A 23,676-nucleotide genomic window follows, 5' to 3' on the forward strand; every position below is an offset into this window, starting at 1 on the left:
CACCCAAAAAAACCCGCAAACACACAAACCGCCCGAATCTAAACCGAATCCCCAAAAGATTCGCAAAAACAGGAGGCTCAAGATTCGCTCCTAGCCCCTAAAATAAATCCAAATCACGCAGAATAACGCACGATCCCCCCGCAAATCGTCAGAGCGATTCTCAAATCGGCGATAGAGTCGGGTGAAACGCCCTCAACATCCCCCGACAACATCACCACATCGGCGGCAAGCCCTACGGCCAAGCGCCCCGTCACACCGTCAAGATGCGCCGCCCATGCCCCGCCTGCGGTATAGGCGTGCAGACTATCCATCAAATCCAACCGTTCATCTACGCCGCCAGCATAGGCCATACGCGTTTGTGATGTCGCCAGCCCGCGCAGTACCGATACATCCGTCACCGGCCAATCACTGGCAAACACAATCGGCGCCCCCTGCCCCGCAAGCGTGCGGCACAGATAAGCATCGGCCCAGCGCTTGGCCCCGATCACATCCATTGTCGGTTGCAGTGCAAAATCCATAGCACCCGGCGCATGCGGCGGCTGCAAGCTGGCCACAATGCCCAACGCGCCAAGCCGTGGCACATCGGCAGGGTCGATCAGCTCGATATGTTCGATACGGTGGCGCATATCACGCAAGCCATTCGCACGCGCTGCCGCAGCGTAGCCGTCAATCGTGTTGCGCACCGCCCCGTCGCCAATCGCATGCACGGCAATCTGCAAGCCGCGCCGGTCGGCCTCGACCGCGATCTCGGCAAAGCGGTCAGGCGCGAACAGCGGTTCGGCCCTGTGGCCCGGCACACCGGCATAGTCATTCAGCATATAGGCGGTGCGGCTATCAATAACGCCATCCATAAAGAACTTGACGAACCCGCTTTGCAGCCACTCATCATTATAGTCACGCGTCATTGCCTCGGCGCGATCCAACGCCTCTAGGCCCATATGCGGTTTGAAATGGAACGGAACCTTGACCCGCGCAGTCAGCTTACCCTCACGGCGCAAACCATCCAGCAGTTCCAACGTAAAGCGGTTGCCATCCATATTCACCATCGACGTTATACCATGTGCCGCGCAGTGGCGCAGGCCCGCCGCCACTTTGGCACGGTCAATTGCCATCTCTGCATCTGTCGGCCACGGGCTTGGCTCTTCTCCGGTCGCGATCCCAAGGTTCAACCGCGCCTCACCGCCCAAGGCGATCACGGGCGCAAAGGCCTCAAACTCACGCAGTTCTCCGGTGGCAAGACCGTCTGCGCCCATCACCACCTCATGCCCATGCGGGCAGACGTGGCCGTGCAAAATGCCCGCAGCGCGCAAGGCAGCGGTATTGGCCCAAACGGTGTGATGGTCGGCTGCGGTTATCGCAATCGGGCGATCCGGCACCATCGCATCCAAATCGGCCCGCGTCATTGGATGGTCCAGCATCGCATAGCCCGCCCCTTGCGCCATCAGCAACGGCGCATCCGCGTTCTTGGCGGCAAAGCCCACAAAGGCGTCGCGTAACGCCGCAAACCCATACAGGCCCCCAACCTGCAAATGCGCAAGCTCGGCCCCGCCCAGCACCAAATGTAAATGGCTTTCGACAAATCCGGGCAGCACGCTGCGCCCGCCCGCATCAATCACCTGACAGCTTGGCCCCGCCAGCGCCTCTACCTCTGCCCGCGCCCCAACCGCAAGAATACGCCCAGCCCCCATGGCAATCGCCTCGGCCCTCGGGCGGTTTGGGTCCATCGTTAGAACCCGTGCGTTGGTGATAATCATTTCGGCCTGCATAGTGCCCCCAATTCGGCCCGCATTTTTCGCCACGGGCACCCTGTTTTTGATAGACATACTATAGCTACGCGCGCGAGGCTGGCGTCAACCCACAAGGCATGGCTGGACAATTACATTCTGCACCACGCGCAACACGGGTTTTGGGCAACGCTTTGGCGGAAATCCTCGCATAGGCCGAACGAGAGACTTGACCCTTGCCCCCCCTTCGTTCTCTATCGAGAAAATGAATTTACCGGCGCAGGCCGGTTCAATAAGGAATTTCAGAATGTCCAACCCCTCCGGCCCCGGCAGCAACGTCGGCAAATCTGTCCTCGCCTCCGACCTAAAGATCACCGGCGACATCATTTCCAAGGGCAGCATTGAGGTGATGGGCGACATCGAAGGTTCGATCAGCGCCGAAACATTGGTGATCAGCCACGAAGGCCGCGTTAAAGGTAGCATTAGCGCCAAAACAATCGATCTGCGCGGCACCTTGGACGGCACGGTTGACAGCACCACGCTCACGCTGCGCTCGGCCGCGCAAGTCACGGCCGACGTCACCTATTCTGCGCTAACGATTGAAAGTGGCGCGCAGATTGAGGGTTCCTTCAAGATCAAAAAAGCCTGACACTTAACCTTTTGGCGGAATCGAATAGGTAAGCCCCGCGCGGGCAACAAGCGGGGTGACCTTTGGGGCGTCTGCGTCTGTTTCCGACCACATCACCACATCCCCAACGGCCAAGGCCCGCCCCAGCTTTAGCACACGCGCTTGCGCGATCAGCGCGCGCCCTGCTGCAGGCTTTCGCATAAAATCGATGCTGCAATTCGTGGTCACGGCCAAGGCAACTGGCCCCAAGCGCGCCAGAATCGCCAGATACATCGCCACGTCGGCCAGCGCAAAAATCGATGGCCCCGAAACCGTGCCACCTGGCCGCAAATGCTGCGGCCCCACATCCAGACGCAGCTCTAAAACATCGTCGTCCACGCGCAGCACGGTAAAATCATCTGCGACCTGCGCAAAGTCCTGCTGCAAGAACGCGGTCAGCGCGGCCTTATCCATTAAAATCGCCATAGTCCCTCTGGGTTATATGCGGGAAACCTCTTTCCCCAGCCCCTAACATGGCTAAACTCGGCGCAAAAGCATAGCAAAACGAAGGCTGGCACCATGACAAACCCAATTCTGCTGCACGAAGACCTTGGCGACGGCACCACCCGCCTGACCCTGAACACACCCCACAGCCTGAACGCGCTGTCCGATGCGATGCTAGCGGCCCTGTCGAACGCATTTGCGGGTATTGCCACTGACACGGCTACTAAGGTCGTTATCCTGCGGGGTGCAGGTAAAGTGTTTTGCGCGGGCCACGACCTAAAGGAAATGCAGGCGGGGCGCGCGGCACCTGACAAAGGCGCGGCCTATTTCGCCGATCTGTTTGCCCGCTGCGCCGAGATGATGCAGGCGATCACCACCCTGCCCCAGCCCGTCATCGCCCAAGCCCACGGCATCGCCACCGCCGCAGGTTGCCAGTTGGTTGCCACCTGCGACATGGCCGTCGCCGCGACAGGCACGCGCTTTGGCGTCAATGGCGTGAATATCGGGCTGTTTTGTTCGACCCCCATGGTCGCGCTCACCCGCAATGTCGGCCCGAAGCAGGCGTTCGAGATGTTGCTCACCGGCGAATTTATTGATACCACCCGCGCCCGCGACATCGGCCTGATCAACCGCATCGCCCCGCCCGAGGCACTGGACGCAGAAACCCTTGCCCTTGCCCGCATTGTCGCAAGCAAGCTTGGATCGGCTGTGCGCATCGGCAAACGCGCGTTTTATGATCAGGCGCAGATGTCGCTGGCCGATGCCTATGCCTATACCGGCGCGGTGATGGTCGAAAACATGCTGCAACCTGACACAGATGAAGGCATCCGCGCCTTTCTGGAAAAGCGCAAACCGGATTGGCCCGCCTAACGCTGCGCCATAACCCAACGCGCCAGCCCCATTGCGCCCAGCGCCATGGCAAAGCTTGCGCCAATCATCCCCATCGGCCCTGCCGTTTCAAACAGCGCGGCGGCAACCAACGGGGCCACAGCTGACGCGCCAAGAGATGAGATCGACAGCATCCCGCTGATCGCACCAAACTGCGCCCGCCCCAGGCTTTCGGCCACCAAGGCAGGGCGCAAAATCGTCATGATCCCCATCGCGCCGCCTTGCAACGCAGCAAATCCGAAGATCAACAGGCCCGAGGCCCCAACCCCCGCCAAAAACACCGATGCCCCCAGCATCATCGCAACCGTAATCGCCAGCACCCGCGCCGTGCCAACCCGCGCCTCAACCTGCATCAACACAAACCGCCCCAAGGTCTGGCTTGGCCCGACGAGGGATGCGGCCAAAACCGCCCACCCGTGGCTAACCCCCATCTCAACCAAGAGCGGCACCAAAAAGCTGATCAATATCCAATGGTTCAGGCCGACAAGGCCAAACAACCCTGCCAAGCCCCAAAACACCGGCTTGCGCAGGGCCGCTACGGCAAAGCCTTTGCCGCCAATCTCCACCTCCAGCGCGGTCTCGGCGCGGATCATCCGGCAGCCCAGCCAATGCAGGGGGACTGTGACAAACAGCATCACTGCCCCCGCCACGATCACGGCTATGCGCCAGCCATAGGCATCGGCCAGCGCCGCCCCCGCCGGAAAGGCAAGGGTCGAGGCAAAGCCCGCAACCAATGTCACCCGGATAATCCGTGGCCGCGCCTCGGCACCGAAACGCCGCACCAAATACGCAAAGGCCACCTCATAAAGGCTGGCCGCCTGTGCCAGCCCGATCACCGCCCACAACGCCAGATATTGCCACACGGCCCAAATCTGCGACAGCCCCAGCAAGGCCAAACCGCCCACCGCAGCGCCGCCAATCAGCAGCGCTTGGCCGCGTCCGTCATCGACCTGCCGCCCCAAAACCGGCGCCAGCACTGCCGAAACCCCGATCGCCAGCATCGGCCCCAGCGCGAACAGCCGCTTATCCCAGCCCAAATCGGCCTCAAGCGACAGGATCAGCGCGGCAAAGCTGTAAAACAGGCAGGCATAGCTAAGCGTCTGCCCGCTTGCGAGCAACCAAACGCCAAGCCCGCCCCGTTTCACAGCTCGCCCATCATAGCTTGTAAATCGCGCTGAATTTTTCTTCCAGATAATCCAGCAACGGCCCTTCGTCCGGGGCAAAGCCACAAGCGCGTTCAATCACGTCACGCGGTTCATACAACCCACCATGACGCTGCACATTGTCGCGCAGCCATGCCGTTGCAGCCGAAGTATCGCCAACCGCCAAATCCTCATCCAGCTTTGGCAGCGCCTTGCGCATCGCTTGGTTCAAACAACCAGCATAGAGGTTGCCCAAGCTGTAGGTTGGGAAATAGCCGAACAGCCCAACCGACCAATGCACATCTTGCAACATCCCGTTCGACGGCTTGTCCACGCCAAAGCCGAAATCAGCCTTGAACCGGTCGTTCCACGCAGCCTCTAGATCGCCGACCACCAGATCACCCGAGATCAGCGCGCGCTCCAAATCAAACCGCAGCATCACATGCAGGTTATACTGCACTTCATCGGCTTCGGTCCGGATATAGCCCGCGCGCACCTTGTTCACGGTACCATAAAACGCATCGGCATCCTTGGCATTGAAATCCGTAAACTGCGCCCGCATCCGGCCCATCAACCAACCGGTAAAGGCACGGCTGCGGCCAATCTGGTTTTCATAAATCCGGCTTTGGCTTTCATGAACGCCCATCGACACGCCGGCCCCCAAAGGCGTCAGCGCATAATCGGGTTCAATCCCCAGCTCATAACACGCATGGCCGACCTCATGGATCGTCGAGTAGAAACAGTTGAACGGGTCGGTTTCAACCACCCGCGTAGTGATCCGCGCGTCCGACCCTGCCCCCGATGAAAACGGATGCACAGCAAGGTCCAGCCGCCCGCGATCCCAATCATAGCCGAAGGCCGTCGCAAGTTCCCGCGCCACCTTCATCTGGCCTTCAGTGCCAAAGCGGCCCTCCATGCTGTCTGGCTGATGCTCGGCATCCAAGATCGCCCCGCGCAAGGCCACAAGGCGCGGGCGCATCCCGTCAAACATCGCGCCAAGGCTTTCCGCCGTCGCACCGGGCTCATAGTCATCAATCAGCGCGTCATAGAGATCGCCACCCTGCGCCAAGCATTCCGCTTCTTCGCGGCGCAACTCGATCACGCGTTTCAGGCTTGGCAAAAACGCCGCCACATCATTGCTGGCCCGCGCCTCGGCCCAAACCCCTTGCGATGACGAGGTCACCCGCGCCAGCTCCTCAGCCAAGCGCGAGGGCACTTTGGCGTTGCGGGTAAAGCTGCGGCGGATATGGCGCAGGTTTGCCTTCTCAACCTTTCCTTTGGCTTCGGCCTCGGCCAGCCAGCCCTCAAACCGTGGATCGGTGCGGCGGGCGTGCAAAACCGCCTCCATCGCGCCGCTCTCCTCGGCCCGCTGGTTTGCGGCGCCGCGCGGCATCATCGTTTCTTGGTCCCAGCCAAGACGGCCCGCAACTTGCCCCAATGCCTCGGTCTGGCGCTGAAACGCCATCATCTCTTCATATGCAGTGGTGCGGATATTCATGCCGTGCCTTTCCGGATCGATCCCAAGCGGGGATATTGTGCCAAATGCCGCGCCCGCAGGATCAGCACCCAAAGAATGACCGCGCCCACCTGATGCGCAATCGCCGTATGCAGCTGCGCCGCCGTCAAAACGGTCGCAATGCCCAGAACCACCTGCCCGAACAGCATGGTTATCATCCAGTCATAGGCCCGCCGCGTCGCCCGATGCGCCGATTTGCGCCCGCGCAGCCACACGACAAAGCCAAAGATAAACACGGCATAGCCGCTCATTCGGTGAACGAATTGCACCAAGCCGGGGTTTTCAAAGAACGCATGCCACACCGGCAAGCTGCCGCCTGTGCCATCCGGCACGTAAAACGCATCCGCAGGGAAAAACAGGCCGTTCATATCTGGCCAAGTCGGAAAGCCGCGGCCCGCATCAATGCCCGCCACCAGCGCCCCCAGCAAAATCTGCAAAAACGCAAAATGCAGCAAGCCGGTGGTCATGCCAAACAGCTTGCCTTCACGCGCGCGGCGCGCTTGCAGCAAATCGCCCTCGGTTCGGCCCAGCAAAAACACATACCATGCGATGAACCCAAAGATGATGAAGGCGAGGCCCAAATGCGTGGCCAACCGATACGACGCCACATCCACATTCTGCCCGCCAAGGCCCGAGGACACCATCCACCAGCCAATCGCGCCCTGCAAACCACCCAAAGCGCCGATCAAAAACAGGCGCCCTGTCCAGCCGACTGGAATTTTACGCGCCACAAGAAAGCCGACAAACCCCACGGCCCAAACCAGCCCGATCACACGGCCCAACTGCCGGTGGCCCCATTCCCACCAGTAAATCGCTTTGAAACCGGCAAGGTCCATGCCTGCGTTTTGTAGGCTGTATTCGGGAATCGCCTGATATTTGGCAAACTCGGATGCCCAAGCCGCATCATCCATCGGCGGCAAAGCGCCTGTCACTGGCCGCCATTCCGTGATCGACAACCCGCTATCGGTTAGCCGCGTCAGCCCGCCAACCACAATCATCGCCATGACCAGCGCAAAAAGCAGCATCAGCCACAGGCGAATAGCCCCGCGCGCGCCGCGATCCTTACGCTCGATCATCCCGCCAACGGGCGCACTGACGCGCGCAACCTCGCCAACTTCTTCAAAAATACTGCGTTTTCCAGCCATTTAGCGACTCCGATTTCAACTTGCGCAAAGACTAGGCCGCCACACACCCCGCTTCAAGGCCCCGCTGTCAAACTGTGCAAACCCGCCGCAGGGGAAATCGCCATGCCGCCATATCACGCTGACATAAACCGCAACCTAGTGTTGCAGCATTTATGCCACGCTACCAAACTCGCATTGCCCCCCCGACTGTAAACCGCAAAAGCAAAGGCGTAACACACGCACAAGTTTGAATGTACCAAATGCTGGCCAACCGCTGCCAGATTTCGGAAAGGGTCCTATTATGAAATTCACCGTCCTCGCCGCAGCTTTAATCGCCGCAGCCCCACTGACCGCAATCGCAGGCAGCTTGGCCACAACGCCAGCCGATATTCAAATCGAGCCTGCCGCTGTACCCGTCAAAGCGCCAAAACTGGCCTTTACCATCCGCGCAGGCATCAGCGGCGCACCAGCCTATTTCGGCGCAAACGACCTGGAGGCAGGCGCAGATTTCAGCTTTAGCCTGAACTACCTTGCGCTGCCCGGCGGCCGCTCAATCGGCAATGCTGACCCGCGCGCCACGTCTTACGGCTTTGCCCCACGCGGCTCTTTCCGCTACATCGCCAAACGCTCTTCCAAAGACAATGCCGAACTCAATGGCCTTAATGATGTCAAAGCGTCTGCCGAAATCGGGCTTGGCCTTGGCTACACCCAGCGCAATTTTGAGGCCTTTGCTGATGTGCGTTACGGCGCTATCGGTCACCATGCTTGGGTCGGCGAAGTCGGCGCAAATGCTGTGGCGCACCCGTCCGAGCAACTCACCCTGCGCGTTGGCCCTCGTGCCTTCTTTGGTAGCTCGCGCTATGCGAACACCTATTTCGGTGTAACCGCCGCCGAATCCGCAGCCAGCGGCCTTGCAGCCCATGACGCCAAAGGCGGCCTTGTCAGCGCAGGCGTCGAGCTGGGCGCAACCTATGCGCTCAACGACACATGGGGCGTGGATGGTGCTGTGCGCTGGGATAAATACATGGGCGGCGCGAAAGACTCGCCAATCGTTCAGCAAGGCAAAGACAACAACGTCTCGCTGCGCATTGGTATGACCCGCCGCTTCTCGTTCTAAGCGAACCTGAAGTCCAAAGAGAAAGGGGCCTCACCATGGGCCCCTTTTTTCATGTGCTAAACAAACCTTACCCGCCGAAATGCCGGACAATCTGGCGCAGCATCCCGTGCAGCGTCGCCACCTCGGCCTTGGTCAGCCCAAGGCGCGACCACATATTGCGCAGGCTCAGCTTCATCCCCGGCACCTTGGCCGCCGGATGAAAGAACCCCGCCGCCTCCAACTTTTCCTCAAAATGATCGCCCAGCTTTTCCACCTCAATCCGGGTGGCAAAATCGGTGCGGTTGAACACCATTTCCTCGGCGCTGGCCTCGCCCGTCTGGCGCTGCCACTCATAGCCCAGCAGCAACACGCATTGCGCAAGGTTCAGGCTGGGAAATTCGGGGTTCACTGGCACCGTGATAATCGCATTGGCCTGCACGAGATCTTCGTTTTCCAACCCCGCGCGTTCTGGCCCGAACATGAACCCCACCTTTTTGCCTGCCGCAATCATCCCCCGCGCCTGCGCCATAGCGGCTTCGGGCGTCATCACCGGCTTGGTCAACTCGCGCCCCCGCGCGGTGGTGGCATAGACATAATCACAATCGCCAATCGCCGCCTGCACATCGGCAAACGGCCCTGCCGTATCCAGCAACCGCCCCGCGCCCGAGGCCATGGCCACCGCTTTCGGGTTGGGCCAACCATCGCGCGGGTCGACCACGCGCAGGCGTTCAAGCCCAAAGTTCAGCATCGCCCGCGCAGCCCCGCCGATATTCTCGCCCATCTGCGGCCGCACCAGCACAAATACCGGCGGTACACGGTCGGCAATGGCCACATCAGCACTCATTTCGGTGTCATTCATCTGATCCGTCCCACTTGCAGCAATTTTCCGGCCTGATACGCCCCGCCACCCCCGATAGCAAGCAACGCATCCGCGCAGTAAGTTTCGTAAATACCTACCGCCCAAGTAGCCAAGCCGCGAAATCTAGGATAAAGCCCGTGCAGCAATTAGGAGCACACACCATGGCCGAAGCAGAGCGCCCACAAATCTACCTCATCACCCCGCCTGTGTTTGAGCTAGCAGCCTTTGGCGAGCAGCTTAAATCTGTGCTGGATGCGCATGCCATCGCTTGCGTCCGCCTTTCGCTTGCGGCCCGCGACGAAGACGCCCTGTCACGCGCGGCCGATGCCCTGCGCGAAATCACCCATGCCCGCGATGTGGCCATCGTGGTCGAAGATCATGTGCTCTTGGCTGACCGCCTTGGCCTTGATGGTGTACATCTAACAGATACCCGCAAAAACATCCGCAAACTGCGGGCCGAAATGGGCGCTGACGCGATTATCGGCGCGTTTTGTGGCACGACCCGCCATGATGGCTTGAACGCAGCCGAGGCTGGTGCAGACTACGTCTCATTCGGTCCCATCGGTGCCAGCACCTTGGGCGATGGCAGCAGCGTTGATTTTGACCTCTTTGAATGGTGGTCGGCGATGATCGAAGTGCCTGTCGTGGCCGAAGGCGCGCTCAGCGTGGAATTGGTCGAGCGTTTCGGCCCCGTCACCGACTTCTTTGGCATAGGGTCCGAGATTTGGGCCACCGAAAACGCCTCGGACGCGCTGAAAAAACTGTTGGCCCCTTTGGGCTAATTCAAGAGAGCATCAGGCCCATGCGCCTGATGCCCCGCCCGGATCACCGCTTCGCAATGTGCGGCCAGATCCTTGCGGCCCTTGAAATCATCAACAGCAACGGCGGAATGAAACGTAATTTCAACCCGCCCTTGCCGCGGCTGCGCCAAAATCCGCAGCAAATGCGGCGCGAAATCCATCGCCCCCCACCAGCCATAGACCCGTGCATCCGCCCATTTGGGCGTAATATAGCGCACCGACACGGGCTGAATATGCATCACATGCTCCATCCCATGTGTGAAAAACGCGGCGAAAAGCGTTGATTTAAAGGGGAGAACCCGCAGGCTGTCGGTGCTTGTCCCTTCGGGGAAAAACAGCAACCGATGCCCCGCCCGCAGTCGCCCTTCAAACACGCCTTGCTGTGCCTTGGCTTCGGCAGGGTCACGCGCAATAAACACCGTCCCCGTCGCCCGCGCCAACCAACCAATCCCCGGCCATTTCGCCACCTCGGCCTTAGACACAAAATACACGCGATCACAGGCGTTTAAGGTAAAAATATCCAGCCAAGACGAATGGTTCGCCACCACAGCACCGCGCCCCTGCATCGGCACGCCATGCCGCACCACCCGCAAGCCGATGATCCACAGCGCCGCCTTGCACACCCCTTGGGTGATAAAGGGCGTTACTGGACGCGCCTTGCCATAAAACGGCGCCTCAAAGGCACGGACCAAAAGCAGCGCGACCAACCCGCCATAGGTGACCAGCGCAAAAGGAATAATCCGCACCACTACCAGCAGCCAACCCAATGGCCCGATCGCGGCTGGCGGCAGCGTATCCTCACGCCATTCCGTCATGCCACCGGCCCCTGTTTGCGTTCATAAAACTGCCGGTGCCGCGCGGACATCAGGCCGGTGTCCATCACCAAACACACGTCTGTCGTATTAAACGCATGGTCGATATAGGCCCCATCGCCCACAAACCCGCCCAGCCGCAAATAAGCCTTGATCAACGCAGGCGTGCCCAACATCGCGGCCCGCCGGTCCAGGTCGACCTCGGGCACTAAATCCATTGCTTGGGCATTTGGCCCAACCGCCCGCACCCGCAACGCTTCGGGCACCAAATGCTTATGGTGCAAATAGGCCAAAGGCTGCGCCAACGCCTGCACATCGGTGCCGTGAAAACTGGCCGCGCCGAACATCACTTCTATGCCCCGCGCCAAAACATACTCGGCCAGCGCGTTCCACAAATGCAACATTGCACTGCCCCCGCGATAGTCGGGATCCACACATGACCGCCCTAATTCCAACAATTCCCGGCCAGAGGCTCGCAGCGCCGTCAGGTCAAACTCATCCTCGGAATAGAACCTCTGCCCTTTGCCCAGCTTTGCCCCCGGCAACAGTCGGTAAACCCCGACCACGTCTTCCAAAGCGGCCGCGTCGCGCCGCGTATCGATCAACAACAGATGATCGAAGACCTCATCAAACGCGTCACGCTCCAGCCGGGCCTCGTGATCGACAAGCGGCCCATCCGCGCCCAGCTCTAGCACGAAAACCCGATACCGTAGCCGCTGCGCAGCCGCCAAATCGCGACTATTTTGCGCAAGCCGCAACGTGAAATGACGATCTTCGGCCTGCATCTTACCCTCGTTCTTATCAGTTAACGAAACTTTAAGTTGCGGCGGCGCAGAATACAACATCGCGCGCTCGGGCACACCACCCAGCAATACAATCCAAGGTTGAATTTTCAGGCTTGGCCACCTAGGCTTTGCCGTCACCATCCCAAACAGGCTGTAACCCAATGACCCGCCCATCGATCACAACTTTGCCCTGATGCTCAAAATTCACCGTAATCCGGTCTGCTATCCGTGACTGCACCTGCCCCAAGCCCCAATCGGGCTGCCCCGGATGGCGCACAATCATCCCCGGTTCCAAAATCGAATTCATATCCCGCTCCAAGCCAGAGGCCCCAATGACCGACCAGACAGACCTCGCCGCCCTTCTCGGTTCCCGCATTTGCCATGACCTTATCAGCCCGATAGGCGCAATCGGCAATGGGGTAGAACTGATGATGATGGAAGGCGTCCCCCCCTCGCCCGAGCTGGCGCTGATCGCCGAAAGCGTCGCCGCCGCCAATGCCCGCATTCGTTTGTTTCGCGTGGCTTTTGGCCTTTCAGGTGGCACGCAACGCATCGGCCGTGCTGAACTTACAAAAATTCTCTCCGATACCACCCTCGGCAGCCGTACCTCAATTGAGTGGCAACCTACGACCGATATTCTGAGGCATGAGGCCAAACTCGCCTTTCTTGCCATTCTGTGCTGCGATTCTGCACTTGCCTTTGGCGGACGTACCATCATCAACTTGGCGGATGGGAAATGGCAGGTTCACGCCAACGCCCCGCGCCTGCGGATAGAGCCTGATCTGTGGGACAGTCTCGCCCAACACAAACAAGACCTTGCCCCGGCCCAAGTGCATTTCGCCCTGTTTGCCCGCGAAATCACCCAGCAAAAGCGCCGCCTTCTGACCGAGATCACCGAAACCGACATTCGGCTCAGCTTTTAGACCCGCAGGCTTGACGGTCCTCTCTCTAAATGGTTGGCTCGGCAGCGAAATAACCCGAGCCAAACCCATGTTAAAACAAGCCCGTTTTCCCGAAGACAACGATGCCCTGTGCGGGCTGTTTCTCGGCTATATCGAATCGCTCTGCATTGCGATGCCCCAAAACCGCGCGGCGATCACGGCCAAATACGACCCCGACAGCGTCACCGAATGGCTTGCCAAATTTGCCGATATCCACAGCCCGCCCAGCGGCGGCCTGCTGATTTATTGGGAAAATGACCAGCCCCTCGGCTGTGGAATGCTGCGTAGCTTTGAACCCGAAATCGCCGAAATCCAACGGCTTTTCGTCACGCCGCAGGCCCGTGGCCGCGGCCTCGCCCGCCAGATCAGCCTCGCCCTGATGGAACACGCCCGCACAGCTGGTTTTCACACCATTCGGCTCGATACCGGCCGCCCACTGACCGGCGCCATCGCGCTTTACCAATCGCTCGGCTTCAACGAACGCAGCCCCTATCACAGCCTGACACCGCAGATGGATGACTTCATCGTCTACTTCGAACGCCCCCTCTGACCCACATCATCTTGGCAAAAATACCTCCGCCGGAGGCGCCGCCCTTGATGCCGCAAATCAGGCCCGACAAGTTCCATCTCCGGTTACCAAATACTTAAAGCTGGTCAGTTGCTCGGCCCCGACGGGCCCCCGCGCATGCATCTTGCCTGTGGCAATACCAATCTCGCCGCCCATCCCAAACTCGCCGCCATCCGCAAACTGGGTAGAGGCATTGTGCATCAAAATCGCACTATCAAGCCGCTGAAAAAACCGCGCCGCGACCGCATTATTTTCGGTCAAAATCGATTCGGTGTGATTTGAACCAAATTCGCGAATATGGGCAATCGCGCCGTCCACCCCGTCGACAATCTTGGCCGCTATGATCATGTCCAAAAACTCATGGCCAAAATCATCCGGATTTGCCGCAACGACACCTGGCACAGATGTAATCTCGCCCTCACCGCGCACTTCAACGCCCTCTGCCAGCAAATCCTCGATCAACACCGCACCATGCTTTGCCCAAAACGCGCGGTCGATCAGCAGGCATTCTGCGGACCCGCAAATCCCAGTGCGCCGCGTTTTGGCATTGATCACCACCCTCCGCGCCTTATCCAGATCGGCATCACCATCGGCATAAACGTGGCAAATCCCCTCTAAATGGGCGAACACAGGCACCCGCGCCTCACGCTGCACAAGGCCCACCAACCCTTTGCCCCCGCGTGGCACGATCACGTCAATATAGTCTACTGCACGCAGCATCTCTGACACCATCTCGCGGTCGCGCGTGGGGATTAGCTGAATGGCCGCCGCAGGCAGCCCCGCCTGCACGCAGCCCTTGACCATACAGGCATGGATCAGCGTCGAGGAATGGAAACTCTCGGACCCGCCGCGCAAAATCACCGCATTCCCCGCCTTCAGGCACAGCGCACCCGCATCCGCCGTCACATTGGGGCGGCTTTCATAGATCACGCCGACAACCCCCAAAGGTGTGCGCACCCGCTGAATATGCAAGCCCGTCGGCATATCCCACTCGGCAATCACACTGCCCACGGGGTCACGCTGCTCGGCGATCGTGCGCAAGGCGTCCATGATGCCACGAATGCGCCCTTCGTCCAGCCGCAGCCGGTCCAGCATCGCATCTGACAGGCCTTTATCTATCCCAAAGGCCACGTCCTTGGCGTTGGCTGCAATAATCTCATCGCGCGCGGCCCAAACCGCATCGGCGGCACCAATCAGTGCGGCATATTTGCGTTCGGCACTGGCAAAGGCAAGCTCGGCCGATGCTGCGCGGGCAGCTTGGCCAATCTCATCCATCATCGCTTTTGCTGAAATCTCGCCCATGCTGTGTTCCTCGCTGAAATCTGCGCTTGAAATAGTCCTTATTGTCGCGGCATGCAATGAATTGCCGGTTTCAATTGGCCCCAATCGCGCCGACATGCTAGCAATGTAGCCTATAGCCAAGTGAAACCGAATTGTGACCGACCCAATCTCGCACGCACAAATTGAAACCACCACAGACCAAGGCACAACCCGCCTTGCGCTGCGCGGTGCGTTTTCACTAGAGGTCTTAACCCCGCTTGTCCGTGACCTTAGCCGCGCAGTTGGCGCAGGCGCGGTCGAGGTTGACCTTGCAGCCGTCACCCGCCTTGATACCAGTGCTGCTTGGGCCATTTGCATCGCAGAAAAAGACGCCGCAACCAATGGCCAAAACTTTCAGATCACCGGCCTGAATGAGGATAGCAAAACCCTGCTGGGGGCCGTGAAAAAGGCCCTGCCACAACCCGAAATCTATGAGGCAAAACCCCTTAACCTTACCGACCGGTTGGAAAAGGCGGGCCGCCGCATCGCCGCCTCTGTTGGGTTTATGCTAGAGTTGCTGGGCTATCTCGGCCTGTTTATCGACCGCATTGTCCGCTCTATCCGCCACCCCAGCCAGTTTCGCTTTACCGCGCTGGTGCATCACTGCAACGAGGTCGGGGTAAAAGCCGTTCCCATCGTTGCCCTGATGTCGTTCCTCATCGGCGTAGTGCTGGCGTTCCAAGGCTCGACACAGCTGCGCCAATTCGGGGCCGAGGTGTTTGTGGTCGACCTGATCGCCGTCTCGGTCTTGCGCGAGTTGGGCATTTTGCTGACGGCGATCATCGTTGCTGGCCGCACAGCCTCGGCCTTTACCGCCGCCATCGGGTCAATGAAAATGCGCGAGGAAATTGACGCCATGCGCACCCTTGGCATAGATGTCGCGGGGGCGCTATTCGTGCCGCGTATCCTTGCGCTGTTGCTGATGCTGCCGATCCTTGGCCTTATCGCCAATATTTCGGGCCTTGTCGGTGGTGGGCTGATGTCATGGATAGATCTTGGCATTTCGCCCGGCATGTTTCAAACGCGGCTGATCGAGAATACCGGCGTCTGGCACCTGCTGGTCGGCATGATAAAGGCGCCGTTTTTCGCGCTGATCATCGGCATCGTCGGCTGCCACGCGGGTATGCAGGTTGGCAGCAATGCCGAAAGCCTTGGCCAGAAAACCTCATCCTCGGTGGTCACTGCGATTTTCGCCGTCATCGTCACCGATGCGATCTTTTCCATCTTTTTCGCACAGGTGGGGGTATGAACAAGACCGACAAAGAAGTCGTCATCCGCATCAGAGGCCTGCGCAACCAGTTTGGCCACCATGTCGTGCACGAAGACCTTGATCTTGATGTCTATCGTGGCGAGGTTTTGGGTGTGGTTGGTGGGTCTGGTACGGGCAAGTCGGTGCTGCTGCGGTCCATCTGCGGGCTGCAAACCCCGAATGCCGGTGAAGTTGACGTGCTGGGCACCAATGTCCTGACTGCGTCAGATAATGAACGTAGTAAGCTTGAGCGTCGCTGGGGTGTGATGTTCCAAGATGGCGCGCTGTTTTCCTCGCTGAACACGCGCGAAAATATCGAAGTGCCGATGCGCGATGTTGAAGGGTTGGACCCGAAATTGCGCAGCCAAATGGCCGACCTTAAAATCGCGCTGACCGGCCTGCCCTACCTTGCCGGCGACAAGTTTCCGTCTGAACTGTCGGGCGGTATGCGCAAACGGGCTGGCCTTGCGCGCGCGCTTGCCCTCGACCCCGAAATCCTATTTTTGGATGAGCCGACTGCTGGTCTTGACCCGATTGGCGCGGCCGAATTTGACATTCTGATCCGGCAATTGTCGAAAAGCATGGGGCTTACGGTCTTTCTCGTCACCCATGACCTTGATACGCTGCACGCAACCTGCGACCGTATCGCTGTGCTGGCCGAGAAAAAAGTGCTGGTCACCGGCACGATGAAACAGATGCTAGATGTCGAACACCCTTGGGTCCATGAATATTTCCACGGCCCGCGCGCCCGCGCCGCGATGGATGCCATACCCGCAAAGAAAGCCGAATAAGCCATGGAAACCCGCGCAAATTACGTTCTTATCGGGCTGTTCACCATCATCGGCTTTGTCGGCATGTTGGCCTTTACGCTGTGGTTTGGCAAAATCCAGCTGGATGAACAATTCGCCTATTATGATGTGAAATTCACATCCGTCTCCGGCCTTTCGCGCGCGTCAGACGTGCGCTTTGCAGGGCTGCCGGTGGGTCAGGTGACCGAGGTCAAACTCTCGCCCGACAATGACGGCACCATCCTTGTCCGGCTAGAGGTGGCGTATAACACGCCTGTCCGCGCAGGATCTGTGGCCACGATTGAGAGCCAAGGCGTCACAGGTGTTTCCTACGTTGGCATCAGCCCGGGTGAGGTAACGGAACCCTTGTTGCGCGACACTTCTGCACTGGCAATCCCCCTTATTCCGGCTGGCCGTTCTTTGCTGCAGAGCCTGACCGAGGATGCCCCCGAATTGGTGACCGAAGTGCTTGATATGGTGCGCGAATTGCGGGGGCTTATCAGTACTGAAAACATCAACCGCGTCGATACTATCCTGAAAAACGTCGAAACCGCCTCAAACGGCTTTGCCCAATCTTTGGATGATTTCTCAAAGGTTTCGGGTGCCATTGCCAGCTTTGCCGATGATATAGACACCTTCAACGCCATGCTGAAAAGCATCACCACCAAGGCCGAAAAGCTGTTTGATACCGCCGATGATACCTTGGTTGCGATAAGTGAGCTGGCACAGGAATCCAAAACCACCATGGCCAGTGGCACCAAAACGCTGGACCAGACAACCCAAACCATGAAGCAGGCCGAAACCTACATCACCCAAGATTTAAAGACCGCCACCCAATCGCTGACCGACGGGCTGCAAGAAACCCGCGATCAAGTGGCAAAAGTCAGCGATGACGCGCGCACCATGCTTGCCGAATTTCAAAAATCCGGTGTTGCAGCCACCGCGCGGCTGACCGAGTTGGAAGGCACGATCAAAGCCGCTGATGCCGCCATTGCGCAGATGGATGAGACCTTGGTGTCGATGGACAAAGCTTCGGTCAGCTTTGATGATCTGGTCACGATTGACGGCGCCGCGATGGTGGCCGAGGCTCGTGCCGCCATTGCCCCCATTGCGTCCGCCGCCAAAACCGACCTGCCCGCGATGGTCGCCGATATCCGCAATGCCACCGCCACCGCCAATCAGGTGATGACAGATGTCGGCAACTCGCTTACCTCGGCCAGCGGCAAGGTTGATACAGTGATGACAGACGCCAGCTCCGCGCTTGCCACCGTCACCGACAGCTTTACCCGCGCCAATGCCACGCTGGACGCGATCAATTCTGCCCTTGCCGTGGGCGAACGCACCCTTGTTGCCGCCGAGAAAACCTTTGATGGCGCCGACCGCGTGATAAATGAGGATGTCAGTGCCATTGTCACGGACCTGCGCCGTACCATCGACGGGCTGGATGCCGCGATTGCGGGCGTGTCCGATGCCATTCCGGGTGTTACGTCTGATCTGCAAGCGGCGGCAAACGCCGCCCGCGAAACCTTTGAGCGCATATCACAGGTGGTCGCCGCATCTGACCCGCCGATCCGCGATTTCACCACCGTTGGCCTGCCACAATACACCAAGCTGGCGCGGGAAACGCGCGATCTCATCACAAATCTCGAACAGCTAACCAAACAAATTCAGCGCGACCCCGCGCGATTCTTCCTCGGGGGCGACACCCCTGTTTATAAACGCTAATTTGAAAGAGGTCCTGCAATGACCCCGCGCCCCATTCTACTTGCGCTTGCCACCGTTTCGGTCCTTTCCGGCTGCTCGGCCCTTTCGGCCCTCAACGGCGCGGCAACCCCGCTTGATGCCTATGACCTTGCGGCCCCCGCCAACCCGATCAGCGCCCGCACTGCCACATCACGGCAGTTCGTGGTCGAAGTGCCCACAACCCCCGGCGCGCTGAACACCGACCGTATCCTGATCCGTCCGCACCCCCTGCAAGCCGCCTACCTGCCCGATGGCAAATGGGCCGAGGAGGTGCCGGTAATGATGCAAACCCTGCTGGTCCGCAGCTTTGAAGATACCAATGCATTCCGCTATGTCGGCCGCCGCCCCTTGGGCGCATCAGGCGATTACGCCTTGGTCACTGATCTGACCGATTTTCAGGCAGAGGCCGCCCCCGATGGCAAAACCGCCACCATTCGTCTGCGCCTGACCGCCCGCATGGTGCGCGAGGATGACGCCGCAATCCTGTCTACCCGCAGCTTTATCAGCAGCGCCGAAGTAGGGAGCACCGATACGCTGGCGCTGGTCGAAGGCTTTAACCGCGCCAACCAAACTCTGTTATCTGATGTAACGGAATGGGCGCTCGGCACTTTGAATATTGGCCTGAAACGCTAATTTCATCTTGGCAAAAATACCTCGGGGGGAAAGCGCCATAAGGTGCTGGGGGGCAGCGCCCCCGCCTCCCTCACACCACCATATCATCGCGGTGAATCAACGCAGCGCGTCCGACATAGCCCAAAATGGCCTCAATCTCATGTGACCGATGCCCTGCAATCGCGCGCGCCTCGACGGCCGTATAACGCACAAGGCCCTTCCCCAGCACCTCACCATCCGGGCATAGAATTGCCACCGGATCGCCGCGCCCAAAACTGCCAACAACGGCCGCAACCCCCGCAGGCAACAGCGATTTACCCGCCCGCAAGGCCGCAACAGCGCCTGAATCCAGCCGCAACTCGCCCCGCGTTTTCATAGCATTAATCCAACGCTTACGCGCCTGCTGCGGGTCGGCGCTCGGCACGAACCACGTCCGTCCTGCCCCCTGCGCCAGCGCTTGCAAAGGCCGCAACGCGGACCCTTCCATGATCGCCATCGCACAGCCGCCGGCCACAGCGGTTTTGGCCGCCAAAATCTTGGTCTTCATTCCGCCTTTGGACATGCCGGAAACCGGATCACCCGCCATCGCTTCCATCGCAGGCGTCAAATGCTCGATCACATCAAACCGCACGGCAGACGCATCCTCTTTCGGATTGGCCGAATAGAACCCGTCGACATCCGACAGCAATATCAACTGATCCGCGCCAACCGTCACCGCAATTTGCGCGGCCAAACGATCGTTGTCGCCAAAGCGGATTTCATCGGTGGCGACCGTGTCGTTTTCGTTCACAATCGGCACAACGCCAAACCCCAACAGGGTTTCCAACGTAGCGCGGCTGTTCAAATACCGCCGACGGTCGTCTGTATCTTCCAGTGTCACCAACACTTGGCCCGTGGTAATCCCATGCGGCGCAAGCACCTCTTCATAGGCCCGCGCCAACCGGATTTGCCCCACCGCCGCCGCCGCCTGCGACTGCTCCAACGGCAGCTCGGCAAAGGGCAGGCCCAGCACAGTCCGCCCCAGCGCAATCGAGCCCGAAGACACAATCACAACATCCGTGCCACGCCCCTTGGCCTCGGCCACATCCAGCGCCAGCGCCTCTAGCCAGTCATGCCGCAAGCCCCGCACCCTGTCGACCAACAGCGCCGAACCGATCTTTATGACCAGGCGCTTGGCTGCTGTGACGTTAGGGGCGGTTGCAGTCGTTATGGCAGCCCCCGTTACGGTTGCCACGGCGCGATCTCCTCAACAACAACCCGGCCCTCCAGGATTTGCGCATAGAGGCGGCGTAACACATCCGGCATGCCCTGATTTGACACCCCCGAAATCGCAAACACTTCACCATCCACAACCCCAGCCAATTCGGCAAAGCGTTCGGCCAAAGTTTCCTCATCCAGCGCGTCGATTTTGGTTAACGCCGTAATCCGCGGCTTGTCGCCAAGCGCTTCGGCATAGGCCTCTAGCTCAGTGATGATTGTCTGGTAATCCTCGGCCACCGTCTCGGATGTGCCATCGACCAAATGCAACAGAACCGAGCAGCGCTCCACATGCGCCAAGAACTGCACGCCCAAGCCCGCGCCCTCTGATGCGCCCTCGATCAGGCCCGGAATATCCGCCATTACAAATTCATGCCCATCAATGCCGACAACCCCAAGGTTCGGCACCAAAGTCGTAAACGGATAATCCGCAATCTTGGGGCGCGCGTTGGAAACGCTGGCCAAAAACGTCGATTTCCCTGCGTTCGGCAGGCCAACCAAACCCGCATCGGCGATCAGCTTTAGCCGCAGCCAAATCGTCCGCTCGACGCCTTCTTGCCCCGAGTTGGCCCGTGCAGGGGCGCGGTTGGTCGAGGATTTGAACTGCAGGTTGCCCCAGCCGCCATTACCGCCCTTGGCCAACAGCACGCGCTGCCCCACGGTAGTCAAATCGGCCAGAATGGTTTCTTCATCTTCGTCCAGAATCTCGGTGCCAACGGGCACTTTTAGCACGATATCCTCGCCGGTTTTGCCCGTACGCTGACTGCCCATACCCGGCTGGCCCGACTTGGCAAAAAAGTGTTGCTGATAGCGAAAATCGATCAGTGTGTTTAGACCATCCACGGCCTCAACCCAGACAGACCCGCCCTTGCCGCCGTCACCACCATCCGGCCCGCCGAACTCGATAAACTTTTCACGCCGGAACGAAACACACCCCGACCCGCCCCCGCCCGAGCGGATATAGACTTTACACAGATCAAGGAATTTCATGGGCTCGGCTTTCAGCAAAAGGGTCAATAGGCTGCGTTACCTGATTATTCGCGCCACCTCAAGTCACGCTGGTACGCGGGCGGTTAGGGAAACGCTAGAAAATACGCGCGCTGTAGACGGTAGAACGTCACTAGCACAGGCACCAAGTGTGCACCCGAATGGCTTTGCTCGCGCCCTACCTCGGCAACCCCCAGCCTACGCAACACATGCCCCGAGGCAGGGTTATCCTCAAAATGCTCGGCCACGACGGCATTCATGCCAAACGCAGCAGCCTATCGCCCAACGGCACCAGCACAAATGCGGGCGCCGTTGGCTTGGCTTGCGTCAGGCCATTTTCTTCAGATAGGTCCATGTCTGCACCCGTGCATCCCGCGCCACGCTATAACTTTCAGCATCGCCCAGATAGCCAAAGCCACAATTCGTCAGCACGCGCGCCGAACCGGGGTTATCCTGAAAGACTTGCGCAAAAATCGCTTTGTTCTTCAATGGATTGGCCGCAACCAACGCCTGCACCGCCTCGGATGCATAGCCGGTATTCCAAAACGCAGGCGCCACCCAATAGCCAATCTCGGCTTGGTCGCGGTCCATCTGCTTTAGGGAAATAACGCCCATCACTTCGGGCATCTCATGGGCAGTGCCGTCCAAGACCCAAATCCGTTCGGATGCACCCACGTTCATCGCGCGTTCCACAAACGCCGCAGCGGCCCCCGGCGGCAATGGGTGCGGGATAGAGCTGGTGCCTTCGGCCACGCGGACATCGCCCGCATACATCGAAATCAGCCCCACGTCTGAAACACGCGCAGGACGCAGCAAAAACCGCTCAGTTGGAATTGTAACTTGCTCGACTATCGTTTGAAACATCATAGTACCCTCCTCCGAAAGCACATAGGGCACATAGCCCTTTAACCTTAAACAGCCCTTAATGTGGGGCAATATCAAAAAATCTCAAGTTGGCACCACCTCCCCGCAGTGCAAACCCAAAAGCAAAAGGGACCGGCCTTTCAGCCGATCCCCTTGTTACATGTCTTTGTAACGGTTCGACTTACTCAGCGGCCTCCGCCACTGGGAGAACCGAAATAAACGTGCGGCCCTTAAGGCCTTTCTTGAACGAAACCTTGCCTTCGATCACAGCGAAAATGGTATGGTCTGTGCCCATGCCAACGCCTGTGCCCGGAAACATCTGTGTGCCACGTTGGCGCATGATGATGTTACCAGGAATGGCAGCTTGCCCGCCAAACAGCTTTACGCCCAAACGGCGACCGGCTGAGTCGCGGCCGTTACGGGATGAACCACCAGCTTTTTTGTGTGCCATGGGGGATTACTCCTCGGTCGCGGCAGCTTTCGCTGCCTTTGGTTTCGCAGCAGCTTTCGCTTTTGCAGGTGCTTTTGCAACTGGCGCAGCATCGGCGTTGTTATGGGCGGCGCGGCGTGCATCTGCAGTGCCTGTCGCTGCTTTAACGTCCGATGTCTCGGCGCCCGAAGCCAGAACGTCGGTCACACGCAACAGCGTCAGGTGCTGGCGGTGGCCTTTTGTACGCTGGCTCGAATGCTTACGACGGCGCTTTACATAGTGGATGACCTTCGGGCCTTTGATCTGTTCGATCACTTCGGCCTGAACGGCAGCACCCGCAACGAGCGGCGCGCCAACAGTCAGCGTCTCGCCGCCAACCATCAGAATTTCATTGAACTGGATTTTGTCGCCAGCTACGCAATCAAGCTTTTCCACACGAAGGATATCCCCCGCCTGAACCTTGTACTGCTTGCCGCCTGTCTTGAGGACCGCGAACATATGGTCTTTCCTTTTCATTTCTCCGCGTTCTATGGCCCCGGCTTGATCCGGCGTTTCAAACAACCTCGAACGGCGCGCCCCCATTCGGAGCGTAACAATATAAAAACCCGGCCAAGTGAAGCCACCTGCCCGAGATAGACGGCTTATCCGGGAAGTCACGCAAGGAGTCAAGGGGCCGCAATCTTGTCTGGCGAAATGGACGGAGAAGTCCGAGAAGCAACCGACTTTGACGAATACGTTCAGCGGCGCTTATCATTTGGCGCTGGCAATGGTTGGCTCGATCAACATCGCCTCTATGCAGCCTCTGTTTTCTGCGACTTGCTTGGCAGAGCGCTGGTTCGCCTCGAATTTCCGCAATCGTGGGTGGGTGAAGGATCACGCTGGGCGCTTTATCAAATGGGCTATGAGGTTGCCAGCAAAGGGAAAGCCGCAATCATTGCGGCATTGAACGATCTCAAACGCGAGATCGGCGCACCATGGGATGGTGTTAATTGTCACTGAGAACTGACCCGGCGGGGGTGCGGACGAAAACTTGGACTATCTTGGAGATAGTTCATGTATA

27 protein-coding genes are annotated in these 23,676 nt (G+C 59.1%); 11 read left to right on the top strand and 16 right to left on the bottom strand.

Annotated features, from left to right (window positions below):
* Window positions 1–113: 113 nt before the first annotated feature.
* Window positions 114–1,766 (bottom strand): amidohydrolase, encoded by a 1,653-nt coding sequence (locus tag ACEN2J_RS17945; RefSeq protein ID WP_442107711.1) that lies wholly within the window; start codon window positions 1,764–1,766, stop codon window positions 114–116.
* Between the two features lie 265 nt (window positions 1,767–2,031).
* Between ACEN2J_RS17945 and ACEN2J_RS17950 the strand changes: the two genes are divergently transcribed.
* Window positions 2,032–2,373 carry a bactofilin family protein gene (locus tag ACEN2J_RS17950; protein ID WP_442107713.1) on the top strand — a complete coding sequence of 114 codons (342 nt, stop codon included), beginning with the start codon at window positions 2,032–2,034 and terminating at the stop codon, window positions 2,371–2,373.
* Window positions 2,374–2,376: 3 nt separating this feature from the next.
* On the opposite strand, the gene ACEN2J_RS17955 is transcribed toward ACEN2J_RS17950, so the two are convergent.
* Entirely contained in the window at window positions 2,377–2,817 is a 441-nt protein-coding gene (locus ACEN2J_RS17955; RefSeq protein WP_442107715.1) for a PaaI family thioesterase, read from the bottom strand.
* A 93-nt stretch (window positions 2,818–2,910) separates the two neighbouring features.
* Here ACEN2J_RS17955 and ACEN2J_RS17960 point away from each other — a divergent pair, with 93 nt between their 5' ends.
* Window positions 2,911–3,705 carry an enoyl-CoA hydratase gene (locus ACEN2J_RS17960; protein WP_442107717.1) on the top strand — a complete coding sequence of 265 codons (795 nt, stop codon included), beginning with the start codon at window positions 2,911–2,913 and terminating at the stop codon, window positions 3,703–3,705.
* On the opposite strand, the gene ACEN2J_RS17965 is transcribed toward ACEN2J_RS17960, so the two are convergent.
* Genes ACEN2J_RS17965 through ctaA form a run of 3 tightly spaced genes read right to left on the bottom strand, consistent with a single transcriptional unit; the run spans window position 3,702 to window position 7,526 of the window.
* Entirely contained in the window at window positions 3,702–4,868 is a 1,167-nt protein-coding gene (locus ACEN2J_RS17965) for an MFS transporter (RefSeq protein WP_442107719.1), read from the bottom strand. The two genes, ACEN2J_RS17960 and ACEN2J_RS17965, sit on opposite strands and share 4 nt — an antisense overlap.
* A 10-nt stretch (window positions 4,869–4,878) precedes the next feature.
* Window positions 4,879–6,363, bottom strand: a complete 1,485-nt coding sequence (locus tag ACEN2J_RS17970; protein ID WP_442107721.1) for a carboxypeptidase M32 — start codon at window positions 6,361–6,363, stop codon at window positions 4,879–4,881.
* Complete coding sequence (ctaA, locus tag ACEN2J_RS17975) at window positions 6,360–7,526, bottom strand: heme A synthase (protein ID WP_442107723.1); 1,167 nt, start codon at window positions 7,524–7,526, stop codon at window positions 6,360–6,362. The genes ACEN2J_RS17970 and ctaA overlap by 4 nt, the downstream gene beginning before the upstream one ends.
* A gap of 280 nt (window positions 7,527–7,806) precedes the next feature.
* On the opposite strand from ctaA, the gene ACEN2J_RS17980 reads away from it, so the two are divergent.
* Entirely contained in the window at window positions 7,807–8,622 is an 816-nt protein-coding gene (locus ACEN2J_RS17980) for a MipA/OmpV family protein (RefSeq protein WP_442107725.1), read from the top strand.
* Window positions 8,623–8,689: 67 nt separating this feature from the next.
* On the opposite strand, the gene ACEN2J_RS17985 is transcribed toward ACEN2J_RS17980, so the two are convergent.
* Window positions 8,690–9,460 carry an RNA methyltransferase gene (locus ACEN2J_RS17985; RefSeq protein ID WP_442107727.1) on the bottom strand — a complete coding sequence of 257 codons (771 nt, stop codon included), beginning with the start codon at window positions 9,458–9,460 and terminating at the stop codon, window positions 8,690–8,692.
* Between the two features lie 161 nt (window positions 9,461–9,621).
* Here ACEN2J_RS17985 and ACEN2J_RS17990 point away from each other — a divergent pair, with 161 nt between their 5' ends.
* Window positions 9,622–10,242 carry a thiamine phosphate synthase gene (locus tag ACEN2J_RS17990; RefSeq protein WP_442107729.1) on the top strand — a complete coding sequence of 207 codons (621 nt, stop codon included), beginning with the start codon at window positions 9,622–9,624 and terminating at the stop codon, window positions 10,240–10,242.
* Here the strand turns inward: ACEN2J_RS17990 and ACEN2J_RS17995 are convergent.
* The 3 genes from ACEN2J_RS17995 to ACEN2J_RS18005 form a co-directional block, all read right to left on the bottom strand.
* Complete coding sequence (locus ACEN2J_RS17995) at window positions 10,239–11,075, bottom strand: lysophospholipid acyltransferase family protein (RefSeq protein ID WP_442107731.1); 837 nt, start codon at window positions 11,073–11,075, stop codon at window positions 10,239–10,241. The two genes, ACEN2J_RS17990 and ACEN2J_RS17995, sit on opposite strands and share 4 nt — an antisense overlap.
* Complete coding sequence (locus tag ACEN2J_RS18000) at window positions 11,072–11,857, bottom strand: GNAT family N-acetyltransferase (RefSeq protein WP_442107733.1); 786 nt, start codon at window positions 11,855–11,857, stop codon at window positions 11,072–11,074. Before ACEN2J_RS18000 ends, ACEN2J_RS17995 begins: the two co-directional genes overlap by 4 nt.
* Window positions 11,858–11,978: 121 nt before the next feature.
* Window positions 11,979–12,164 carry a DUF3553 domain-containing protein gene (locus ACEN2J_RS18005; protein WP_442107735.1) on the bottom strand — a complete coding sequence of 62 codons (186 nt, stop codon included), beginning with the start codon at window positions 12,162–12,164 and terminating at the stop codon, window positions 11,979–11,981.
* Between the two features lie 25 nt (window positions 12,165–12,189).
* Here ACEN2J_RS18005 and ACEN2J_RS18010 point away from each other — a divergent pair, with 25 nt between their 5' ends.
* Together ACEN2J_RS18010 and ACEN2J_RS18015 are read left to right on the top strand one after the other, a co-directional pair.
* On the top strand, window positions 12,190–12,780 hold the full coding sequence (locus ACEN2J_RS18010) for a histidine phosphotransferase family protein (RefSeq protein ID WP_442107737.1): 591 nt from the start codon (window positions 12,190–12,192) through the stop codon (window positions 12,778–12,780).
* A 67-nt stretch (window positions 12,781–12,847) separates the two neighbouring features.
* A complete protein-coding gene (locus ACEN2J_RS18015; RefSeq protein ID WP_442107739.1) occupies window positions 12,848–13,348 on the top strand; it encodes a GNAT family N-acetyltransferase in 501 nt (166 codons plus the stop codon).
* A gap of 57 nt (window positions 13,349–13,405) precedes the next feature.
* Here ACEN2J_RS18015 and ACEN2J_RS18020 read toward each other — a convergent pair whose 3' ends face one another.
* Window positions 13,406–14,668, bottom strand: a complete 1,263-nt coding sequence (locus ACEN2J_RS18020) for a glutamate-5-semialdehyde dehydrogenase (protein WP_442107741.1) — start codon at window positions 14,666–14,668, stop codon at window positions 13,406–13,408.
* Between the two features lie 133 nt (window positions 14,669–14,801).
* On the opposite strand from ACEN2J_RS18020, the gene ACEN2J_RS18025 reads away from it, so the two are divergent.
* The 4 genes from ACEN2J_RS18025 to ACEN2J_RS18040 are packed head-to-tail and all read left to right on the top strand — an operon-like array spanning window position 14,802 to window position 19,099.
* The gene (locus ACEN2J_RS18025) at window positions 14,802–15,935 is read left to right on the top strand and encodes an ABC transporter permease (protein ID WP_442107743.1); all 1,134 of its coding nucleotides are present in this window, start codon (window positions 14,802–14,804) and stop codon (window positions 15,933–15,935) included.
* Window positions 15,932–16,726, top strand: coding sequence for an ABC transporter ATP-binding protein (locus ACEN2J_RS18030; RefSeq protein ID WP_442107745.1), 795 nt, complete (start codon window positions 15,932–15,934; stop codon window positions 16,724–16,726). The genes ACEN2J_RS18025 and ACEN2J_RS18030 overlap by 4 nt, the downstream gene beginning before the upstream one ends.
* 3 nt (window positions 16,727–16,729) lie before the next feature.
* The gene (locus tag ACEN2J_RS18035; protein WP_442107747.1) at window positions 16,730–18,448 is read left to right on the top strand and encodes an MlaD family protein; all 1,719 of its coding nucleotides are present in this window, start codon (window positions 16,730–16,732) and stop codon (window positions 18,446–18,448) included.
* Between the two features lie 18 nt (window positions 18,449–18,466).
* Window positions 18,467–19,099 (top strand): ABC-type transport auxiliary lipoprotein family protein, encoded by a 633-nt coding sequence (locus ACEN2J_RS18040; RefSeq protein ID WP_442107749.1) that lies wholly within the window; start codon window positions 18,467–18,469, stop codon window positions 19,097–19,099.
* A 70-nt stretch (window positions 19,100–19,169) separates the two neighbouring features.
* Here ACEN2J_RS18040 and proB read toward each other — a convergent pair whose 3' ends face one another.
* The 6 genes from proB to rplU all read right to left on the bottom strand — a co-directional run bounded on the left by proB (window position 19,170) and on the right by rplU (window position 23,114).
* Window positions 19,170–20,288, bottom strand: coding sequence for a glutamate 5-kinase (gene proB / locus ACEN2J_RS18045; protein ID WP_442107763.1), 1,119 nt, complete (start codon window positions 20,286–20,288; stop codon window positions 19,170–19,172).
* An 11-nt stretch (window positions 20,289–20,299) separates the two neighbouring features.
* Entirely contained in the window at window positions 20,300–21,325 is a 1,026-nt protein-coding gene (gene obgE, locus ACEN2J_RS18050) for a GTPase ObgE (protein WP_442107751.1), read from the bottom strand.
* 83 nt (window positions 21,326–21,408) lie between these two features.
* Window positions 21,409–21,582, bottom strand: coding sequence for a hypothetical protein (locus ACEN2J_RS18055; RefSeq protein WP_442107753.1), 174 nt, complete (start codon window positions 21,580–21,582; stop codon window positions 21,409–21,411).
* A gap of 67 nt (window positions 21,583–21,649) precedes the next feature.
* Window positions 21,650–22,189 carry a GNAT family N-acetyltransferase gene (locus ACEN2J_RS18060; protein ID WP_442107755.1) on the bottom strand — a complete coding sequence of 180 codons (540 nt, stop codon included), beginning with the start codon at window positions 22,187–22,189 and terminating at the stop codon, window positions 21,650–21,652.
* 178 nt (window positions 22,190–22,367) lie between these two features.
* On the bottom strand, window positions 22,368–22,637 hold the full coding sequence (gene rpmA / locus ACEN2J_RS18065) for a 50S ribosomal protein L27 (protein ID WP_442107757.1): 270 nt from the start codon (window positions 22,635–22,637) through the stop codon (window positions 22,368–22,370).
* Between the two features lie 6 nt (window positions 22,638–22,643).
* Window positions 22,644–23,114, bottom strand: a complete 471-nt coding sequence (rplU, locus tag ACEN2J_RS18070) for a 50S ribosomal protein L21 (protein ID WP_442107759.1) — start codon at window positions 23,112–23,114, stop codon at window positions 22,644–22,646.
* 183 nt (window positions 23,115–23,297) lie between these two features.
* Here rplU and ACEN2J_RS18075 point away from each other — a divergent pair, with 183 nt between their 5' ends.
* A complete protein-coding gene (locus ACEN2J_RS18075) occupies window positions 23,298–23,615 on the top strand; it encodes a hypothetical protein (protein ID WP_442107761.1) in 318 nt (105 codons plus the stop codon).
* Window positions 23,616–23,676 lie beyond the last annotated feature (61 nt).

The organism is Pseudorhodobacter sp. W20_MBD10_FR17, from assembly GCF_052119765.1.
Taxonomy (GTDB): Bacteria; Pseudomonadota; Alphaproteobacteria; order Rhodobacterales; family Rhodobacteraceae; genus Pseudorhodobacter.

Bases quoted from the DNA above. Each gene is read 5' to 3' on its own strand.
- ACEN2J_RS17950 (WP_442107713.1), top strand. From the start codon at position 2,032: ATGTCCAACCCCTCCGGCCCCGGCAGCAACGTCGGCAAATCTGTCCTC.
- ACEN2J_RS17970 (WP_442107721.1), bottom strand. From the start codon at position 6,363: ATGAATATCCGCACCACTGCATATGAAGAGATGATGGCGTTTCAGCGC.
- ACEN2J_RS18000 (WP_442107733.1), bottom strand. From the start codon at position 11,857: ATGCAGGCCGAAGATCGTCATTTCACGTTGCGGCTTGCGCAAAATAGT.
- ACEN2J_RS18060 (WP_442107755.1), bottom strand. From the start codon at position 22,189: ATGATGTTTCAAACGATAGTCGAGCAAGTTACAATTCCAACTGAGCGG.
- ACEN2J_RS18040 (WP_442107749.1), top strand. From the start codon at position 18,467: ATGACCCCGCGCCCCATTCTACTTGCGCTTGCCACCGTTTCGGTCCTT.
- ACEN2J_RS17960 (WP_442107717.1), top strand. From the start codon at position 2,911: ATGACAAACCCAATTCTGCTGCACGAAGACCTTGGCGACGGCACCACC.
- rplU (WP_442107759.1), bottom strand. From the start codon at position 23,114: ATGTTCGCGGTCCTCAAGACAGGCGGCAAGCAGTACAAGGTTCAGGCG.
- ACEN2J_RS18030 (WP_442107745.1), top strand. From the start codon at position 15,932: ATGAACAAGACCGACAAAGAAGTCGTCATCCGCATCAGAGGCCTGCGC.
- obgE (WP_442107751.1), bottom strand. From the start codon at position 21,325: ATGAAATTCCTTGATCTGTGTAAAGTCTATATCCGCTCGGGCGGGGGC.
- ACEN2J_RS17990 (WP_442107729.1), top strand. From the start codon at position 9,622: ATGGCCGAAGCAGAGCGCCCACAAATCTACCTCATCACCCCGCCTGTG.
- ACEN2J_RS18020 (WP_442107741.1), bottom strand. From the start codon at position 14,668: ATGGGCGAGATTTCAGCAAAAGCGATGATGGATGAGATTGGCCAAGCT.
- ACEN2J_RS17945 (WP_442107711.1), bottom strand. From the start codon at position 1,766: ATGCAGGCCGAAATGATTATCACCAACGCACGGGTTCTAACGATGGAC.
- rpmA (WP_442107757.1), bottom strand. From the start codon at position 22,637: ATGGCACACAAAAAAGCTGGTGGTTCATCCCGTAACGGCCGCGACTCA.
- ctaA (WP_442107723.1), bottom strand. From the start codon at position 7,526: ATGGCTGGAAAACGCAGTATTTTTGAAGAAGTTGGCGAGGTTGCGCGC.
- ACEN2J_RS17955 (WP_442107715.1), bottom strand. From the start codon at position 2,817: ATGGCGATTTTAATGGATAAGGCCGCGCTGACCGCGTTCTTGCAGCAG.
- ACEN2J_RS18015 (WP_442107739.1), top strand. From the start codon at position 12,848: ATGTTAAAACAAGCCCGTTTTCCCGAAGACAACGATGCCCTGTGCGGG.
- ACEN2J_RS18035 (WP_442107747.1), top strand. From the start codon at position 16,730: ATGGAAACCCGCGCAAATTACGTTCTTATCGGGCTGTTCACCATCATC.
- ACEN2J_RS17985 (WP_442107727.1), bottom strand. From the start codon at position 9,460: ATGAATGACACCGAAATGAGTGCTGATGTGGCCATTGCCGACCGTGTA.
- ACEN2J_RS17995 (WP_442107731.1), bottom strand. From the start codon at position 11,075: ATGACGGAATGGCGTGAGGATACGCTGCCGCCAGCCGCGATCGGGCCA.
- ACEN2J_RS18010 (WP_442107737.1), top strand. From the start codon at position 12,190: ATGACCGACCAGACAGACCTCGCCGCCCTTCTCGGTTCCCGCATTTGC.
- ACEN2J_RS18055 (WP_442107753.1), bottom strand. From the start codon at position 21,582: ATGAATGCCGTCGTGGCCGAGCATTTTGAGGATAACCCTGCCTCGGGG.
- ACEN2J_RS17980 (WP_442107725.1), top strand. From the start codon at position 7,807: ATGAAATTCACCGTCCTCGCCGCAGCTTTAATCGCCGCAGCCCCACTG.
- ACEN2J_RS18005 (WP_442107735.1), bottom strand. From the start codon at position 12,164: ATGAATTCGATTTTGGAACCGGGGATGATTGTGCGCCATCCGGGGCAG.